The 18,280-nt window shown below is 65.3% G+C and carries 10 protein-coding genes; 8 read left to right on the top strand and 2 right to left on the bottom strand.

Going from position 1 to position 18,280, the window contains the following annotated elements; all coding sequences use genetic code 11:
• Positions 1 to 169: 169 nt before the first annotated feature.
• The 3 genes from A3ES_RS0144180 (at position 170) to A3ES_RS0144170 (ending at position 3,764) form a co-directional block, all read left to right on the top strand.
• Positions 170 to 874: a GAF and ANTAR domain-containing protein gene (locus A3ES_RS0144180; protein ID WP_020393256.1), complete on the top strand. Its 705-nt coding sequence runs from the start codon at positions 170 to 172 to the stop codon at positions 872 to 874.
• Positions 875 to 1,125: 251 nt separating this feature from the next.
• Complete coding sequence (locus A3ES_RS0144175) at positions 1,126 to 2,094, top strand: TIGR03885 family FMN-dependent LLM class oxidoreductase (RefSeq protein WP_020393255.1); 969 nt, start codon at positions 1,126 to 1,128, stop codon at positions 2,092 to 2,094.
• The gene (locus A3ES_RS0144170) at positions 2,091 to 3,764 is read left to right on the top strand and encodes an alpha-amylase family protein (RefSeq protein ID WP_020393254.1); all 1,674 of its coding nucleotides are present in this window, start codon (positions 2,091 to 2,093) and stop codon (positions 3,762 to 3,764) included. The genes A3ES_RS0144175 and A3ES_RS0144170 overlap by 4 nt, the downstream gene beginning before the upstream one ends.
• A gap of 48 nt (positions 3,765 to 3,812) precedes the next feature.
• Here the strand turns inward: A3ES_RS0144170 and A3ES_RS0144165 are convergent, their stop codons facing one another.
• Entirely contained in the window at positions 3,813 to 4,751 is a 939-nt protein-coding gene (locus A3ES_RS0144165; protein ID WP_020393253.1) for a zinc metalloprotease, read from the bottom strand.
• Between the two features lie 109 nt (positions 4,752 to 4,860).
• A complete protein-coding gene (locus A3ES_RS0144160; protein WP_026163783.1) occupies positions 4,861 to 6,996 on the bottom strand; it encodes a bifunctional polysaccharide deacetylase/glycosyltransferase family 2 protein in 2,136 nt (711 codons plus the stop codon).
• An 899-nt stretch (positions 6,997 to 7,895) separates the two neighbouring features.
• On the opposite strand from A3ES_RS0144160, the gene A3ES_RS0144150 reads away from it, so the two are divergent.
• The 5 genes from A3ES_RS0144150 (at position 7,896) to A3ES_RS0144130 (ending at position 18,009) form a co-directional block, all read left to right on the top strand.
• Positions 7,896 to 8,246 carry a hypothetical protein gene (locus tag A3ES_RS0144150; RefSeq protein WP_020393250.1) on the top strand — a complete coding sequence of 117 codons (351 nt, stop codon included), beginning with the start codon at positions 7,896 to 7,898 and terminating at the stop codon, positions 8,244 to 8,246.
• 34 nt (positions 8,247 to 8,280) lie between these two features.
• Positions 8,281 to 16,623, top strand: coding sequence for a DNRLRE domain-containing protein (locus A3ES_RS50575; protein WP_020393249.1), 8,343 nt, complete (start codon positions 8,281 to 8,283; stop codon positions 16,621 to 16,623).
• Positions 16,624 to 16,633: 10 nt separating this feature from the next.
• On the top strand, positions 16,634 to 17,053 hold the full coding sequence (locus A3ES_RS0144140) for a hypothetical protein (RefSeq protein ID WP_020393248.1): 420 nt from the start codon (positions 16,634 to 16,636) through the stop codon (positions 17,051 to 17,053).
• A 158-nt stretch (positions 17,054 to 17,211) separates the two neighbouring features.
• The gene (locus tag A3ES_RS0144135) at positions 17,212 to 17,667 is read left to right on the top strand and encodes a hypothetical protein (RefSeq protein WP_020393247.1); all 456 of its coding nucleotides are present in this window, start codon (positions 17,212 to 17,214) and stop codon (positions 17,665 to 17,667) included.
• Positions 17,668 to 18,009: a hypothetical protein gene (locus tag A3ES_RS0144130; protein ID WP_020393246.1), complete on the top strand. Its 342-nt coding sequence runs from the start codon at positions 17,668 to 17,670 to the stop codon at positions 18,007 to 18,009.
• Positions 18,010 to 18,280 lie beyond the last annotated feature (271 nt).

Below are 18,280 nucleotides of genomic sequence, written 5' to 3'. Positions count from 1 at the left end.
CCTCGCGGCAGCGGAGAAACGGCCACGATGGAAAAACATCGAGGCCGCTCCTCCGCCACCACGAGGCACGCACCTGGACACCGCTATCGCTAACGGAACCTCCGACACGGCACACTAGGAACGACACCGCCGACTCCCGGGGGGATCGGCTTCCGCCGAGGAGCTGACGATGGTGGAACACCAATCACCACACCTGGAGATCGCCGCGGCGATGGCCGAGGTCGCCGAGTCGATGACCGGTCCGATGGAGCTGGACGAGACGCTGCAGGTGATCATCCGCTGCGCGGTCGACTCCATCCCGGGGATCGTCGAGGCGAGCATCTCGGTCACCACCAAGGACCGCCAGATCAAGACGCTGGCGCCGACCGGCCCGATGGTCACCAGGGCCGACCACCTGCAGTACGAGCTGGATGAAGGACCGTGCCTGGACGCGGCCATCGAGGACCCGGTCGTCGCGGTGAACGATCTCGCCACCGACCCGCGCTGGCCGGACTTCGGCCCGAAGGCGGCGGCGCTCGGCTTCGGATCGCAGGTCGCCTTCCAGTTCCGGGCCGTGCCGCACGTCCGCGGCGCGCTCAATCTCTATGCCGCCGAGCCGAACGCGATCGACCAGGATTCGGTCCACCTCGGCAGCATGTTCGCCGGCCAGGTCGCCGTCGCGATGGGCTGGGCTCGCCAGGACCAGACGATGACCGAGGCGCTGGCCACCCGCAACGTGATCGGCCAGGCCGTCGGCATCGTGATGGAGCGCTACAAACTCGACGCCGACCGCGCCTTCGCCTTCCTGACCCGCCTCTCCCAGGCGAGCAACACCAAACTCAACGCCATCGCGATCGCCCTGGTGGACCAGGCGAACGACCAAGCTCAGCAGTGAGACCGGCTGAGGCGCTGGTAGGAGACCGCGCCGACGGCCAACGCCCCGCCCAGCCCGGCGAACGCCACGCCGCCGAAAAGGGCAGCCCAGTACTGCGCTGCCCGAGGAGCCCACGAGGGCCAAAGCCGACACCACTGCACTACCGAGTCCATACCTCAAAGACTCGACCGCTCCCGCGGGAAGGGCCTCCCTCCAAAGGATGAATCGCCTCCCTCCCGTGTAGTGGTGGGCGAGGTGGGCACGTAGAGGTAATGACTGTCTACGGCTTCCACGCTTCGCATGAACAGGTGCCACCGGCCGACCTGCTGGCAGCGGTGATGCGGGCCGAGCAGGCCGGCTTCACGGCGGCGATGTGTTCTGATCACTTCAGCCCTTGGAGCAGCAGGCAAGGCGAGTCAGGTTTCGCCTGGTCCTGGCTCGGGGCGGCACTTCAGGCGACCAGGCTGTCGTACGGCGTGGTCAACGCGCCCGGTCAGCGGTATCACCCGGCGATCATCGCGCAGGCGATCGGCACGCTGGCGTCGATGTACCCCGGCAGGTTCTGGGCCGCGCTCGGTACCGGCGAAGCGAGCAATGAGCACATCACCGGTGGGGGCTGGCCGAACAAGGCCACCCGTCAGCGGCGGCTGGAGCACTCCGTCGAGGTGATGCGAAAGCTCTTGCAGGGTGAGGAAGTGAGCCACGACGGACTCGTCACCGTCGATCGTGCCCGGCTCTGGACGTTGCCCGACGAGCCGCCGGCGCTGCTGGGTGCGGCCGTGTCCGTCGCGACCGCCGAGCGTTGCGCCCGCTGGGCCGACGGGATGATCACGGTCGCCGCCGAAGAGGATCACCTGCGCCGGATGATCGCGGCGTACAAGGACAACGGCGGCCGCGGGAAGGTCTGTCTGCAGGTGCATGTGAGCTACCACCCCGACGAGGACGAGGCGCTGCGGATCGCGCACGAGCAGTGGCGGACCAACGTGTTCGCACCGCCGTTCTGCTGGGACACGGATTCCGTCGAGTCCTTCGATCAGGCGGCCGAGCACGTCCGGCCCGAGGCGATGCACGCGGCGGTCCGGATCTCGTCGGACCCCGGCCGGCACGCCGAATGGCTCAATTCGTACGCCGGCTTGGGTTTCGACGCCATCTACGTCCATCACGTCGGGCAGGAGCAGTCCGGATTCATCGATGTCTTCGGCGAGAGAGTCCTGCCCCAATTGGAGGTGACCCGCCCGTGAGGCTGACCGAGACCGCCGATGTCTGGTGGAAGAACGCCGTCGTCTACTGCTTGGACATCGAGACCTTCTTCGACACCGACGGCGATGGACGCGGCGACATCCGCGGACTGTCGCAGCGCATCGATCACCTGGCCGAGCTGGGCGTGACCTGCCTGTGGCTGATGCCGTTCTACCCGACGCCGGACCGCGACGACGGTTACGACATCACCGACTTCTACGGAGTCGACTCGCGACTCGGCACGCACGGCGACCTGGTCGAGCTGATCACGCTCGCGCAGGATCGCGGCATGCGGGTGATCGCCGATCTCGTGGTCAACCACACCTCGGACCAGCACCCGTGGTTCCAGAGCGCCCGCGCGTCGCGCAGTTCGCCGTACCGGGACTGGTACGTCTGGCGGGACGAGCCGCCGGCCGACCAGCACGAGGGGATCGTCTTCCCGGACCAGGAGAAGAGTCTCTGGGAGTACGACGAGTTGGCGGGGCAGTACTTCCTGCACCAGTTCTACAAGCAGCAGCCCGATCTCGACATCGCGAACCCCCAGGTGCGCGACGAGATCATCAGGATCATCGGGTTCTGGCTACAGCTCGGACTTTCGGGGTTCCGGGTCGACGCGGTGCCGTTCCTGCTGGACACGAAAGGATCCGTGGAGGCCGCTGACCTGGCCGATCCGCACGACTACTTGCGTGACCTGCGGGCCTTCCTGAGCCGGCGCAGTGGGCAGGCCGTGCTGCTCGGCGAGGTGAATCTGCCCTACCAGGACACCCGGACGTTCTTCGGGGACGAGGACGGCGACGAGCTGACGATGTGCTTCGACTTCATCGGCATGCAGAAGCTGTACCTGTCGCTGGCGCGGTCCGATCCGGCGGAGCTGGCCAAGGCGCTGCGCGAACGACCCGAGCCGCCGGAGGAAGCGCAGTGGGGCACCTTCGTGCGCAACCATGACGAGCTGACCCTGGACAAGCTGACCGAGGAGGAGAAGCAGGAGGTCTTCGCCGCCTTCGGACCCGACGAGGACATGCAGCTCTACGGCCGTGGTCTGCGCCGCCGGTTGCCGACAATGCTCGGCAACGACCAGGCCCGGATCAAGATGGTCTACAGCCTGCTTTTCTCCCTGCCCGGTACGCCGGTGCTGTTCTACGGCGAGGAGATCGGGATGGGCGAGAACCTCGCGGCGGAGGGGCGCAACGCGGTACGGAGTCCGATGCAGTGGACCAGCAAGGTGAATGGAGGGTTCTCGACGGCCGACCCGGATGACCTGGCCGGGCTCATGGTCGAGGGCGAGCTCTCGCCGGAACACGTGAACGTCGCCGACCAGCGACGCGATCCGGACTCGCTGCTGAACTGGATCAAGTTGCTGGCGCAGCGGTATCGCGAGTGTCCTGAGCTGTCCTGGGGCACCTGCACGATCCTGGAGCACGAGTCGCCATCGGTGTTCGCGCACAAGTCGGAGTACGCCGGCGGCACGCTGATTGCTCTGCACAACTTCTCGCCCGAGCCCACTGAGGTCACGCTCGCCGTAGCTGGTGCCGGTGTCGGCGTACGAGTTGCCGACGTACTCACCGGCAAGACCGCAGAGGTAGCGAACGACGGCACCTTGCGGCACCCGGTGGGCGCCTACGGTTGCTGCTGGCTTCGCGTACTACGCGATGGCGACCGCTACCTCGTCTAACGACAACAGCCGCCCCGGCTGAGTGCGGGGCGGCTGCTGTCCGGGTGGTCAGGCGCGGTACGCCGTCCACATGTTGCTGATCCGGGTGCTCTGGTCCGGGGTGAACTGGTTGTAGCAAGAGTCGTACGAGTAGTCCATGTAGTTGTGGATCGGGTCGAGACCCGGTAGCGAGCAGGAGTCACGGCCTACGGGGCAGCCGTTGGTCGAGCTGCCCTGGGCGGGCGTGTCGGCGACCGAGTCGTTCGTGGTCGTGCATCCGCCCTGGAAGGTGTGGTAGAGCCCGAACCAGTGACCGGCCTCGTGCGTCGCGGTCTCGCCGAGGTCGTAGTTGGTCGCTGTACCGCCGGGCAGCGAGGTGTAGTTCACCCGGATCCCGTCGATGCCGGGGTTGCGCGAGTAGTCCCACGGGAAGGTCGCGATGCCGAGGTAGGAGAAGTCGACCAGCCAGATGTTCAGCGCGTTCGCGCCGCCCTTGCGGGTCTGCTTGCGGTACGTGCTGCTCTGCTTGTCCTTGTGCCAGTTGTTGTTGTTGTACCGGAACGTGCCGGCCAGCGTGAAGGTGAAGCCGGTGTTGGCCGCAGCGGACGACTCCTGGCCGGCGAACGTCTTGTTCAGAACGGCCATCTGGTTGGCGATCTGTGTGTCGGTGACATCGCCATTGCCTGCCGCGTCGCGCATCACGTGGATGTAGACCGGCACGTTCGCGGCAGCCAGCGCACCCTGCGGCACGGCGATGCCACGGGCCGCCTTGGCCTTCAGCAGTTGCGCGGTCCGGGCCTCGATCGCCTTCTGCTCGGCCGGAGAGACCTCACGGGTGTCGGCGCCACGGCCACCCTTGGCGTCGGCACTGGCCGATGGCATGAAACAGTCGTTCAGCTGCTCGGCAGGCAGCTTGGCCGTCGCCTGACCGCCCAGCGGGCTGAAGGCGAGCGCCGTACCGGCCAGCAGGACGGCCAGGGCGCGGGGACGGGTACTGAAAGATCGCATGGGGACGCGCTCCTCCGGGTTCGGGCCGCTGTGGGCGGGCGGCCGGTTCCCGGAATAATGCGAGCTATTTAGCTGATCCGGAAGCGATTGGGCGGAAAATCCGGGAGAATCAGGGAAATCCTTCGGTTGACGGTGCCGCCGGCGGGACGCTGAGAGTGCCGTAGCGCTCCATCCGCTGCCACCGGAGCCGGGAGCCGGCCAGAGCCGTGAAAACCGATTGAATCACAACCAGATACATCAGCTGGCGGTAGACGAACTGCTGCAGGGGGAGGCTCCACAACGGCCCGGCCTGCTCGCCATCCAGCCGGAAGGCGTACAGGCCCATGCCGAACTGCACAGCCAGGAAGCCGACCCATACCAGGCCTACCCTGACCGGATTCAGAAAGACGAGTCCGTAGATCGCGAACACATCCACGATCGGGGCAAGGAGTGGTAGCAGGACCTGGAAGAGCATCAGGTAGGTGAGACCGCGCCGGCCGAGCTTGCCCGACTGTCCTCGCTGAACCCACGCGCCACGGTGCTTCCACATCGCCTGGAGCGTTCCGTAGCACCAGCGGTAGCGCTGCCGCCAGAGCGCGCCCAGGCTGGCCGGTGCCTCGGTCCACGCGCGGGCGCGCTCTTCGTAGACGACCCGCCAGCCGTCGCGGCACAAAGCCATGGTCAGGTCGGTGTCTTCCGCCAGCGTCACGTCGCTCAGACCGCCGATTCGCTGGAGCGCGCTGCGCCGGAACCCCCCGACCGCGCCGGGTACCGTCGGCATGCACTCGGCCAGGTCGAACAACCGGCGGTCCAGGTTGAAGCCGACGACGTACTCGATGTGTTGCCACCGGCCCAGCAATCCCTTGCGGTTGAGGACCTTCGCGTTGCCCGACACCGCTCCGACCGACGGATCGGCGAACGGCTGCACCAGCATGCGGACCGCATCAGGCTCGAAGACGGTGTCCCCGTCGACCATCACGACCAGCTCGTACGACGACGCCAGCAGGCCGGTGTTCAAGGCGGCCGGCTTGCCCGCGTTGAGTTGCCGGATGACGCGGACGCCCGGAAGGTTCAGCGATTCCACCAGGTCGGCGGTGCCGTCGGTGGAACCGTCGTCCACGACGATCACCTCGACCGGATAGTCGGAGGCGAGCAGCGATCTCACCGCCGCCTCGATCCCCGCCGACTCGTTGTACGCCGGCACGATCACCGAGACCGGTTCGGTCACCGGCTCACCCCAGGACCAGTACCGCTCGCGCGCGTGCCGCTTGGCCGCGATCACGGTTGTCACGGCACGCAGCACGCTCAGCGCGCCGGCGATGTAGAGAAGCCAGGTGATCACGTTCAACGTGCCGTCGCTCAGCCGCATCGCCCCGATGACGGCCATCCCGCGACCGCGTTCCACCAGGCCGGCCGAATGGACCGGCTGCGGCAGGCCGACCGTGTCGCTGACGGTGGCGAAGGCGAAGCCGCGGGCTTTCAGCCTGGGGATCAGCTTCGCCAACGCATCCAGTGTCTGGCTCCGGTCGCCGCCCGCGTCGTGCATCAGCAGCACCTGGCCGGCCGCGCCCTTCGGCATCGAGTTCGCGATCACCTGGGTGGCTCCCGGCCGGCGCCAGTCCTCGCTGTCCTGGGTGGTGAGCACGGTCAGGTAGCCCGCGTCCCGGGCGTGCTTGACCGCCGCCCAGTCGGCGTTGGTCAAGGCGTTGGGCTCCGACGAGTACGGCGGTCGCAGCAGCGGCGTACTGACTCCGGTCGCGCCGGCCAGGATCAGCTGGCTTTGTCGCAGTTCGAGGGAGCGGCGCCAGGCTGGCACGGTGCTCAGGTTCGCGTGGGTGAAGGTGTGCACGCCAATTTGGTGGCCTTCAGCAACGATTCGGCGGGCCAGCCCGGGGTGCGCCACGACTTCGGTGCCGATGACGAAGAAGGTCGCCTTGACGCCCTGGTCCCGGAGCAGGTCGAGCACCTTCGGGGTCCAGACCGGATCCGGCCCGTCGTCGAAGGTGATCGCGATCATCTTGGCCCTCGGTCGCACCGATCGGGCCGCGCCGGTGGTGGCGTCGATGACAGGCCCGCCGTTGGCGATCGCCGCCGGTACCGCGTTGTGCGGTCCCTCGGCGATCGCCTCACCGTCGGGCGTCGTGCCGTAAAGGTGGTGGGTGTAACCGTGCAGTAACAGTGCACCGGACAGACAGACGAGCAGCACGGTCAGCATGACCCAATGGGTCCGCAACGGGATCTGCTTGGCGCGGCGGGCTCGTGTCACGGCTTGGACGGCGTCTTGGTGCGTCCGGGCGGCGCCGTCGGCTTCCCGTGTCCCGGTGTCTCTACCGTCGGCGTCGGCGTAAGCGTTGGTGCCGACGTCGGTCTGGGTGTGGAGGTCGCGGTCGGCGTCGGGGCCGGAGGCTTGGGCACCGATGCCGTTGCTGTTGCCGTCGATGTCGGATTGACAGCCTGTGACGGCCCTGGGCTGGATGCCACCGTCGTGGGTGCCTCGGTCGGCTCGGGAGTAGTGCCTTCCGTCGTACTACGTTCCGAGGTGGGCTCGGAACCGGAGGTCTCCCCGGGACGCGGGGTGTCGGTCGGCTGGCTCGGCGCCGGAGGGACGCGTGGGCCCGGTCCGGTCTGCTGCTTGGCGGCTTCCGGCAGTGGAATCAAAGGGGCGTCCACCCGCGGACCACCCAGCAGGCTGCTGCCCAGCAGCACCACGTAACCAACGGCGGGCACGGCGAGGAAGGCCCCGAAGCGACGGATCGTGCGATGACGGCGCCCGGTGCTGTCCACGAAAACCGGAGCCCGGGCGGGGAACGGTTTCACAAACGCGGGATCCTACTCGGTTGCAGGCCTACCGCGCAGTCCGTTACGCCCCGTAAATCAACACACACCGCTGGTAGGACCGCTGCCTGCCATGGCCCCTCCAGGCGCCGTTCCGCATTGTGGAGCAGCTGGCCTTCTAACGATGGAACGGCACCTCGCGCGCGATCGGGAAATCCGGCGGAACGTTACAGATTTGCAGGTTGTGACATGACCGCGGAGTAGCACTTGCGCAGCGCCGCCGCCTCAGGGAATCTCCTCCGGCCCGGCCACAGTTGGGTGCAACCGCCTGGCATCCGGGGTTCGGTGACTCACCGTGAGGCACCCCGGGTAGACGAAGGAGATCCGCCCATGTCCCGCGTCCGCCGTGTGCTCGTCCCTGTCTCCGTCACCGTCGCCTTGCTCGTGTCCGGCCTGCAGACGCAGGCCTTCGCCGATTCGGCCGGCTCGTCCGCACCGTCTGCCGCTGCCGACCTGCAGGGCTGGCGCAGCCAGTCGAACCAGCCGAATCCGGAACTGAACGCCGTTCTCCCCGCCGGAGTCGCCAGCAACGAGCAAGTTCCCTCACCCGTCAAGCGGGACGGGCGACGGGTGAAGGAGTTGCCCGGCCGCCGGACGCCGACGAGCAAGGTGTTCCAGTTGGCGGACGGCCGGGCCGGATCAGCTGAAGGAGAGCATCGTTCTGGAGTCGGCGCCGGCTGACCCGACGTACCGGTTCAGCCTGAAGCTGGCCGGTGTGAAGGCCGTGGAGCAGTCCGACGGCTCGATCGCCTTCCACCCGGCGAGCGGGGTCGGCCGGCCGTTGTTCACGATGCCGCGGCCGTTCATGACGGACGCCCGCGACGACGCGGCGTCGCCGTACGGGAAGGCTTTCAGCGACAACGTGACGCAGACCGTCACGCAGCGCGGAGCCAACTTCGAGATCACGGTGCGGGCGGATGCGGCGTGGCTGAACAGCGCCGATCGTCAGTACCCGGTGGTGATCGACCCGACGATCGCCATCGAGCCCGCCCCGGATCAGGCTCAGGACGCGATGGTGGACTCCGGCGCGCCGACCACCAACTACGGCGGCATCACCGGCCTGTACGCCGGGACGACCGGATCGGCCAAGCGCCGCAGCCTGCTCAAGTTCGACATCTCCTCCATCCCGGCGGGAGCCACGGTCGATGCCGCCCAGCTGAAGCTGTACTTCGACCAGTCGTTCGAGACCAACGCGAACGCGGTCCAGTTGGAAGCGCGTCAGGCGGCGTCGGCCTGGAGCGAGTCGACGGTCAACTGGAACTCGTCGGTCAACACCACGCTGGGCAGCCTCGCCTTCAACAAGGCGTACGTCGACGACGGCGATACCGCGAACACGTCGATGGTCGGTGCGTGGCCGCAGGCTGCGTCGGCAGTGGCTGATGGCGGCGGTTACCGGTACCAGAACGACGCGGCGACCGGGTCGACGTTCACCTGGATGCCGGACATCACGGAGACCGGCTACTACGACGTCTCGGCCGGTTACATCCAAGGCGCCGACCGCGCCACCAATACGCCGTACAGCGTTCTCCACGGTGGCGGTACCGCCAACTACACGGTCAACCAGACGCTTGGTAGCGGCAACGTTCTGAAGGCCCTCGGCTCGCTCCCGTTCAACGTGGGTGGCGGCTACCGGATCACGATGGGCGATGTCGCGGGCAAGGCGACCACCGCGGACGCGGTGTGGCTCTTGAAGCGGGCGTACGACACGAAGGACGCTGGAGAGAGCAGCGTGTGGCACACGTTCAGCGTCCGTTCGATGCTGCAAAGCTGGCTTGGCGGTTCGCCGAACAACGGCATGATCGTCAAGGCGACCGATGAGACCCTCGGCCGCGGCGGACCCGTCTACCAGGCCAGTGAGTACGCGTACAACGGCTCTGACGTGCACCGGCACGCCAACCGGCCCAAGCTGATCGTCACGTACGGCCGGCCTGGAGTCGTCGTCAGCACGCCGACGACGATCGCCGCGACAGGCGCGACGCTGAACTGGAGCGGGTACGTCGATCCGAGCACCAGCACGGCTGACGACATCGTCGAGTACCAGGTACACCGCAGCATCTTCCAGAACTTCATGCCGACCCCGGACACGCTGGTCTCACCGGTGGCGACGGGGACGACGACCTATGTCGACAGCAGTGCCGAGCCGACTCCGGCCGACGACACGTCGGACGAAGGAGACGGCTACTACTACCAGGTCGCCGTCAAGACCAAGGACGGCGGCTTGACGCCGTCGGCGACCCAACTCGCGCGCCTGCCCAAGGCGGGCCAGGTGGTCAAGTACTTCCAGGCCGCTGCTGACTCGACGTTGTCGAGCGTGCAGTACGCGACCAATCTCGACAAGGTCGAGGGCAAGCCCTGGCTCGAGGTCGGCAACAATGCGACCTACGGCAAGGCACGCGCCGTGGTGAACTTCGGAACGGTCACCGGCGCCATCCCGGCGGGTTCGACGATCATGGACGCCAAGCTCGGGCTGTGGAAGGCCCACTACGAGGGGGGCGCCGCGCAGGTCAATGCCCATGCGTTGAGCAAGACGTTCGTCGAGGCGGCGACTACTTGGCAGAAGGCCAACTCGACCACGTCGTGGACCACAGCGGGTGGTGACTTCGGAGCGGCCCTGGACTACGTGCCGGCCGGCAACATCGGCGTGCCGGATCCGACCTGGCATTGGTGGCAAGCCAAGACCGCTGTCCAGGGTTGGGTGAACACCCCTGCGACCGAGCACGGCTTCCTGCTCAAGCAGTCGACTGAGGCGGTTACCGGTCATGCGCTGTTCCTCAGTGCTGAAGCGGCTGAGCCGCTGCTGCGTCCGCTGCTGAAGGTCACCTATCTCAGCAAGACACCGGAGTCCGCGTACCACGCGCCGAAGACGCCGCAGCGGCAGACGCCCGCGGCGCAGTACCCGGTCGACGTGACGATCACCAACACGCAGGCTTTCGCCCTGAAGTCCTCGGAGTACGCACTGTCGTACCACTGGACGCTGCCGGACGGTACCGAGGTGACCTCGGCCGCGAACCGCCTGGACACAGCGCTGCCCGCGGACCTGGCGCCGGGCGCGGCGGTCAAGGTGAGTGCGCAGGTGAAGAGCCCGGTCGCCGCCGATCCCAGCAACAAGCGCGAGGACTTCGTGCTCCAGTGGGACCTGCGCAACAAGACGACCGGGGCCTGGCTTTCCAAGACCTCCGGCGGAGTCGGAACCCTGAACCAGAACGCCGCGGTCGAGGACCCGACCTCGGACCAGCTGGGGCTGGAGAAGTTCTACCAGTACGCCGGGAAGAACACCGGTGCCGGCTCGTCCGCGATGGTGAACCTGGCCACCGGAAACGTTGCCTTCGGCTACAACGCGCTGACCAACCCGAGCCGTGGCGCGTCCACCTTCGTCCGGATGACCTACAACAGCCTGGACACCTCTGCCTCCTCGATGGGCTACGGCTGGTCGTTGTCGACCTCCACGCTGAACCGCCTGGGCTCGGCGCTGGACTTCCACCCGCGCGGTCAGAAGTGGCCGACCACGATCACCCTGACCGACGGGGATGGCACCAGCCACACGTTCGCGCTGAACAAGCACGGCACGACGGATGAGACCAAGTGGGACTATGACCATCCCAAGGGCGTTCACCTGTACCTGCAGAAGATCGCCGACCCGCCGGACAACAAGACGTCGGTCAACCGCGCCTGGGCGCTGACCCGGCCGGACCGTACCCAGTTCTTCTTCGACGACCAGGGTTTCCAGTCCGTCATCCGGGACAAGAACGCCAACGAGACGCTCTTCACCTACTCCGAGCGCAAGAGCGCCAACAAGCCGGTCAAGTTCCTCGACTACATCACCGACGCGGCCGGGCGCCGGACGCTCACGCTGGACTACTTCGAGAAGGGGCAGGCGTACAGCTACATCAACGACGCCGGCGTGAAGACGGCCGCGACGAACCTGACCAACCCGAAGATCATCGACCAGGTCGAGTCCGCCACCGACATCTCCGGCCGGAAGGTCACGTTCACCTACTCGGACAAGGGCCTGATGGCCGAGTTGGTGGATGGTGCCGGCTCCACCGCGGCGAAGACGTTCAAGTTCGTCTACGACGCCACCAACACCAACAAGAACACGAAGCTGGTACGGGTCACCGACCCGCGCGGTAAGTCGACGAACCTGTCGTACTTCGCGGCGACCACCGACCCCAAGGACAAGTGGAAGCTCGAGAAGCTGACGGACCGGCTGGGCAAGACGACGACGTTCGGCTACGTCCCCGGTACGGGAACTGTGGAGACGACTGTCACTGACGCGACGCCGCGCGTCACGAAGTACGTGACCGACAGCTTCGGCCGTCCGGTCCAGACCACCAACGCGAAGAACGAGAACACCTTGCTCAGCTGGGACACCGATCACAACGTCACCCAGCTGGAAGAGCCCAACGGAGCGCAGAGCACCTGGACCTACGATCCGAAGACCGGTTTCCCGCTGACCATCAAGGACGCCGAAGCCAACGCGAACGGGACGCCTGCCACGGTGCTGAGCTATAACGTCGGCGGCAACGGTTTCTACGGTGAGCTGATCCGGAAGGTCAGCCCCGAGGGCCGTACCTGGACCTTCGGGTACGACCCGCTCGGCAACCTGACCGCGGTCACCGACCCGAAGGGCAACGCGACACCGACGGTCGGCGACTACACCACGAAGTACGCGTACGACCTGCTCGGTCAGCTCAAGACGTCGACCGACGCCAACAACAACGCGACCACCTACTCGCTCTACGACGACACCGGCTACCCGAAGAAGATCACCGACGCGCTGACGAAGTCGACCGACTTCGCTTATGACGTCCGCGGCAACGTGCTGTCCGTCACCGATGCCAAGCTCAAGACGAGCACCTACACGTACGACGTGTTCGGACGGCCACTGACCACCAAGGTACCGAAGGACCAGGCCGCCAACCTCTTCATCACCACGCCCGCGCCGGTGTACGACGCGAACGACAACGTGACGCAGGCGACCGCCCCGAACGGCGCGATCAGCACCAACGCCTACGACGACGCGGACCAGCTGATCTCGTCGAAGGCGCCGAAGGATTCGACGACGGACCCGGACCGGGAGACGAAGTACGAGTACGACGTCGTCGGCAACCTGCTTCGGCAGACCGAGCCGAAGGGTGTTCTCACTCCGGACACGACGGATTTCGTCACCTCGTACCAGTACGACCCGGTGTACCAGTTGCTGTCGGTCACGAACGCGCAGGACGACAAGATCTCTTACGAGTACGACAACGTCGGCAATGTCGTGACGGTCGTGGACCCGCGCAAGTCGAAGTCGGCCGATCCGGCGGACTACACCTCGAAGTCGACCTATGACAAGGCGCATCGTCCGAAGACGGCCACCGATGCCTTGGGCAAGAGTACGTCGACGGAGTACGACCGTGACGGCAATGTGGCCAGTTCGACGGATGCTGATGGCAACAAGACGTTGATGACGCTGGATGAGCGCGGCAAGACGGTCCAGGTGAAGGCTCCGCACAGTAAGGATGCCTCTGGCAACGTGGTGTACAGGACGACGCAGGTGGAGTACGACCAGGTCGGTAACCAGACCAAGGTGATCACTCCGCGCGGCGTCGAGACCGGGGATGACCCGGATGACTTCGCCCAGGTCACTGTGTATGACGCGTTGAACCGGCCGAAGGAGAAGTTGTCGCCCTACGACAAGGACGACACGCGGTACAACACGCCGGACAAGACCGTGATGACCTACGACGAGATCGGCAACGTGACGAAGGTCAGCGCGCCAGCGTCGGAGGGGCAGGCTGTCCGCAACGACACGTCGTACAGCTACTTCGACAACGGCTGGGTGAAGGCGAGCACGGACCCGTGGGACATCGTCGCGGCGTACGGGTACAACGACCTCGGCCAGCAGACCGCGCGGACGCTGACCAGTGCGGGTGGTTCGTCGTCGCGGACGATGTCGTGGGACTTCTTCCCCGACGGCAAACTCAAGTCCCGCAGCGACGACGGCGTACCCGTCGGTCTGCACGTGTCCCTGGTGGACAACTCCGACACCGGTGACGTGGATGTCGCGGGCACATGGGCTGTGTCGTCCACTGGCACCGGGTTCCAGGGCACGAACTACCGGACTCATCCTGCGGCTACGGGGAGCACGGACAAGCACACGTGGAAGTTGAACGTCCCGGCTGATGGGAAGTACACCGTCTACGTCAGGTACCCGTCTGTGGCCGGCGCATCGACCGCGGCGCCGTACTCGGTCAGCACTGGCGGTGTCCCTGTCAGCAAGCCGGTCAACCAGACGACTGGCGCCGGTATGTGGGTCAGCCTTGGCGAGTACACGTTCGCGGAGGCGACGACGGGCTCGGTGTCGCTGGCTCCGGCCACGACCGGCACTGTTGCCGCTGACGCGGTGAAGGTGGTTCGCGACAACACGGGTGAGGCCGATGCGGAGAAGAAGGACTTCACCTACACCTACGACACCAACGGCAACCTGCTGCAGATCACCGATACTCAGCCGGGCGCGAAGGTCAGCGACTATCTCGTCAGCTACAACGGGCTGAACCAGGTGGCGAAGGTCGAGGAGAAGAAGGGCACCGCGCTCCTCAAGACGACGACGTACACCTACAACGAGAACGGCGCGCCCGTCACGCGTGTGTTTGACGATGCGGCGAACAAGGACGACCAGTTCTCGTCGTACACCTACGACGCCCGCGACCTGGTCGACCAGGTTAAGAACAGCAAGACCGCGACAGACACCTCGCCGAAGATCTCTGGCTACACCTACACAGCCCGAGGCGAGACAGACGTAGAGACCAAGGCCAACGGCAACACGGTCGATTTCGATTACTACCTCGATGGTCTGGTTGCTTCGCAGGTCGAGAAGAAGTCGAGCGGCACGCTGGTCTCGCAGCACGCGATGGAGTACTCGGCCAACGGGCACCGGGTCAAAGACACCGCGAAGGTCCAGAACGCCGACAACCACGCGGCATACCTGGACAACGTCTTCGCCTACACCTTCGACCCGCTCGACCGAATCGCCAAGGTAGAAAAGAAAGACGCCGCCGGCTCAGCAGTCCTCTCCACCGAGTCCTACACCCACGACCCAGCCGGCAACGTCGTCGCCCAGACGGTCAAGGACGTCGCGACGACCTACTCCTACGACCGCAACCGTCTCCTGACCGCGACAACCGGCGGCTCCACAGCGTCCTACACCTACGACCCCTTCGGCCGCCTCTCTCAGGTCTCGGCTGGCGGCAAGGTGATCGAACGCAACACCTACGACGGCTACGACCGCATCATCAAACACCGCCAGTTGCAGGAAGACGGCACCACCAAGACCACCACGACGGCCTTCGACGCTCTGGATCGCACCAGCTCCAAGGTCGAGGGCACCAAAACCACGAACTACTCCTATCTGGGCCTTTCCGGAGAGGTGCTCTCTGAAGAGGTAGCTGGTGAGATCACCGCGTCGTACCAGTACTCGCCGTGGGGCTCCCGCCTGTCCCAGGTGAAGTTCAAGCCCGACGGCACCTCAGAGGACTCGTACTACGGCTACAACCCCCACAGCGACGTAGAAACCGTGACCTCCGATGCCGGCGACACCCGCTCGACGTACGGCTACACGGCGTACGGCAAGAACGACGAGGACCGCTTCACCGGCGTAGACAAACCCGAAGCACAAAACCCCGGCAAAGAGCCCTACAACGTCTACCGCTTCAACGCCAAACGCTGGGACCAGTCCTCGCAGTCCTACGACATGGGCTTCCGCGACTACTCACCCGGCCTGAACCGCTTCCTCACCCGCGACTCATACAGCGGAGCCCTCGCCGACCTCAACCTGGCCACCGACCCCTGGAACGCCAACCGCTACGCCTTCGGCGGCGGCAACCCCATCAGCCGCGTCGAGATCGACGGCCATATCAACGGGATCTCCCCCGACGAACACGGCGGTGGTGGATTCGTCCTGCCGATCTCGACCTCCGCCGAGGAACACAACGACGCAGTCAAGGAGACTTGGGGGAATGCCATCCCGGGTGCTGTCGAGGGCACAATCGAGCAGGGCGAGCAACTCAATCCACTGAGCCCGCTTCGCAAGCTGGCCGGGCTTCCGTCGGACGCGAATCTCTATCGCGATTTCGTGTCTACCCATGGTGTGCAGACTGATAGCCGTGCCTACGAGATTGGGCGGTTCTTCGGGTTGCCGACCCCTGGCGTGGCGCTGAAGGGTGCCAAGGCCGGCGCGGAAGCTGTGGAGGAGGGTGCCGGTTGGGCCGCGATGCTCGCCGGGAAGTGTGGCCTGAAGAGTTTCAGTGGTGACACTTCAGTTGAGATGGGTGACGGCTCGCGTAAGCCGATCTCGGAGATCAAGGTCGGGGACGAGGTGCTCGCGACCGACCCGGAAACAGGGGAACGCGGCCCCCGCAAGGTCACTCATCTCTGGGTCCATTCCGACACCCTGACCGATCTCGAGGTCGAGGGCGGCAAGGTCATCACCACCACCGAGGACCACCCGTTCTGGAACGCCACCGACCGCGAATACCAGCGCGCCGACCAACTCGACCGCGGCGACCAACTCCTCGCCGCCGACGGCCGCCTCGTCCGCGTAGTAGGCCTCCGCCCCGGCTCCCAACGAGTAACCACCGCCTACAACCTCACCGTCGAGGGCATCCACACCTACTATGTGTCAGCGGGCGCCAACTCGGTTCTGGTCCATAACACTGATGGATGCGGGACTATTGGGTCGGTCAATTCGCTCATGAAGAATCTCGACGATGATGTCCTGTTCCACTACACGGACCAGAAGGGCTATGAGGGTATCGTCAAGTCGGGAACGGTTCGAGCAGACGCAAAGGGACGCGCGTACATGACCCAGGAAATGGTTTCCCCTGGTGAGACAAGCGGCGTTCTTTTTGCCGGCAACCCTTCGTATGCGGGCAAGGGGGGATTTATGATTGCGATACGAAGGCGTCAAGGCATGTCTCTCCGGATTGGTGAGCAGCCGAATGAGCTGATACATCAGGGATCGATTAGGTTTGATCCGTCCGATGTGGTGTACGGCGGTCCGAATCCGTTTGGCTAGGAGAAGGTTTATGCTGGTAGAGCTTACTGTTGAAGAATTGGAGACCTTGGCGTCGGCGTTGGTTCGGCTGAAATTTGAGGACGGGGTGCCTCCCGAGCCGTACTTCGGTAGCCCGAGGCTTGCAGTAGCGCATCGCCGGATCGTTGACTCGATCATCCTGGAAAGCGCGCGAATTGGAGACTTGGGGCGAGCTGAGCGATGGAAATCCTGGCAGAGGTGGTCCAGTAGGGCGCACGAGAAGGACGTCGTTGTGCGCTACGCATCCTCCTTGAGTATCTGGGATGAGTGGACTGAAGGGCAGAGGTTGGACGTGTTAAGGAGCTGCTCCGCACCTTTCGCTCTGAGCGAGGATGAACTTGAGGAGTTGCGCAATGAGATCGAATCGGTTCGTCGCTCGGACCACCCAGAAGACTTCTCCCGACACGTATGACGCGAACCGAATCGCGATTGTCAGCCCGACTGCTGATGTGAGGCGCTGGCGCCTCTGAATCGTCACCCGTCCTGCAGGTGGGCTCGCGTCGCGCGATAATGACTTAGCAAATACTCCGGAGTGGCGAGGTTCTGCGCGGGTATTCGTGGGTCACGGGTGTGTCCGCCGCCGCCGGCGGTCGTCGATCGGCTCGGCGGGTACGACGCGCTGGCGTCCACCGTGGCTTTCTGGAGGTCCGCCGACTCAGCTACGGTGCCGCTCTACTGCGGGCAACCGAGCTGCTCGAGCAGGAAGAGCCCTCGGAGTTCTCGCCTGAGGAAGTGCGCTTCCGCACCTACCTCGTCACCGCAGGACTCGCTGCGATCCTGAGGGTCGTGCCACCTCATGAACTGGCAGCGATCACTGAGCGGGTCCGCAGGGAACGAGCGGAGATCGTCCGAGCTTCGGATTCAAGTGCCGGGATCCGGTGGCCTCGCTTCCAGGAGCAGATTGCGGGTCATCTAGGCAAGGCTGACTTCGTTCCGGTGGATGTCTCTGGTTTCACGCCGGCGCAGGCGGGCATGGTGCAAGACTTCGTCGATCAACTTGGCTCTCGAGTGTTTACGGTGAAATGAATGGCTGGCTTGATCAAAGTGGGCGACGGGGGCTGGTCGGCGTCGTCTTCGTTGTTTCGGTGGGTGCTGACCAGGCTCGCAGACGATGCCAGACTGGACCAGCAACTCGAGTCGATGCTAAGGGAGATCGTCGACGAGAACCTAGGGTGGTTCTTGCTGGAGGAACTGGGTCCGGTCGATCGCTCGATGGTCCGATCCTGGATTGCGGATCGGTTGGTTGCGGACGCGGATGCCAGCCTCCCGGTCGGGCTGGCGGAGCGCGATGCAGTTCTCGACTATCTCGCCGAACTGGCTGAACTGGCTGAATTGGCGGCTGCTAGCCCGAAGTTGCGGCGGCCTTGAGCGGCGACTCCTTGCCTGACCTGCGTGTTTGTGTCTTTGCTGTCCTGTGATGTAGTCAGAATATTCGGCGTGTTGAGCGGCCTGACGCGAGAGATGCCGTTACTGTGTGTTCATGGGTAGAAAGGATGGCGCGGTCCACGTAGTCAGAGTGCGGAAGTCGCATGTGGACAAGCGTGGGGAGCGCCGCGAGTACCAGTCCGCCTACCTGCGCCGGACGTTCCGGGAGGGCGGCAAGGTCCGTAACGAGACGGTCGCGAACCTGTCCGCGTTG

Source organism: Kribbella catacumbae DSM 19601 (genome assembly GCF_000372465.1).
GTDB classification, from domain to species: domain Bacteria; phylum Actinomycetota; class Actinomycetes; order Propionibacteriales; family Kribbellaceae; genus Kribbella; species Kribbella catacumbae.
This window is presented reverse-complemented; position numbering and strand designations above follow the sequence as displayed.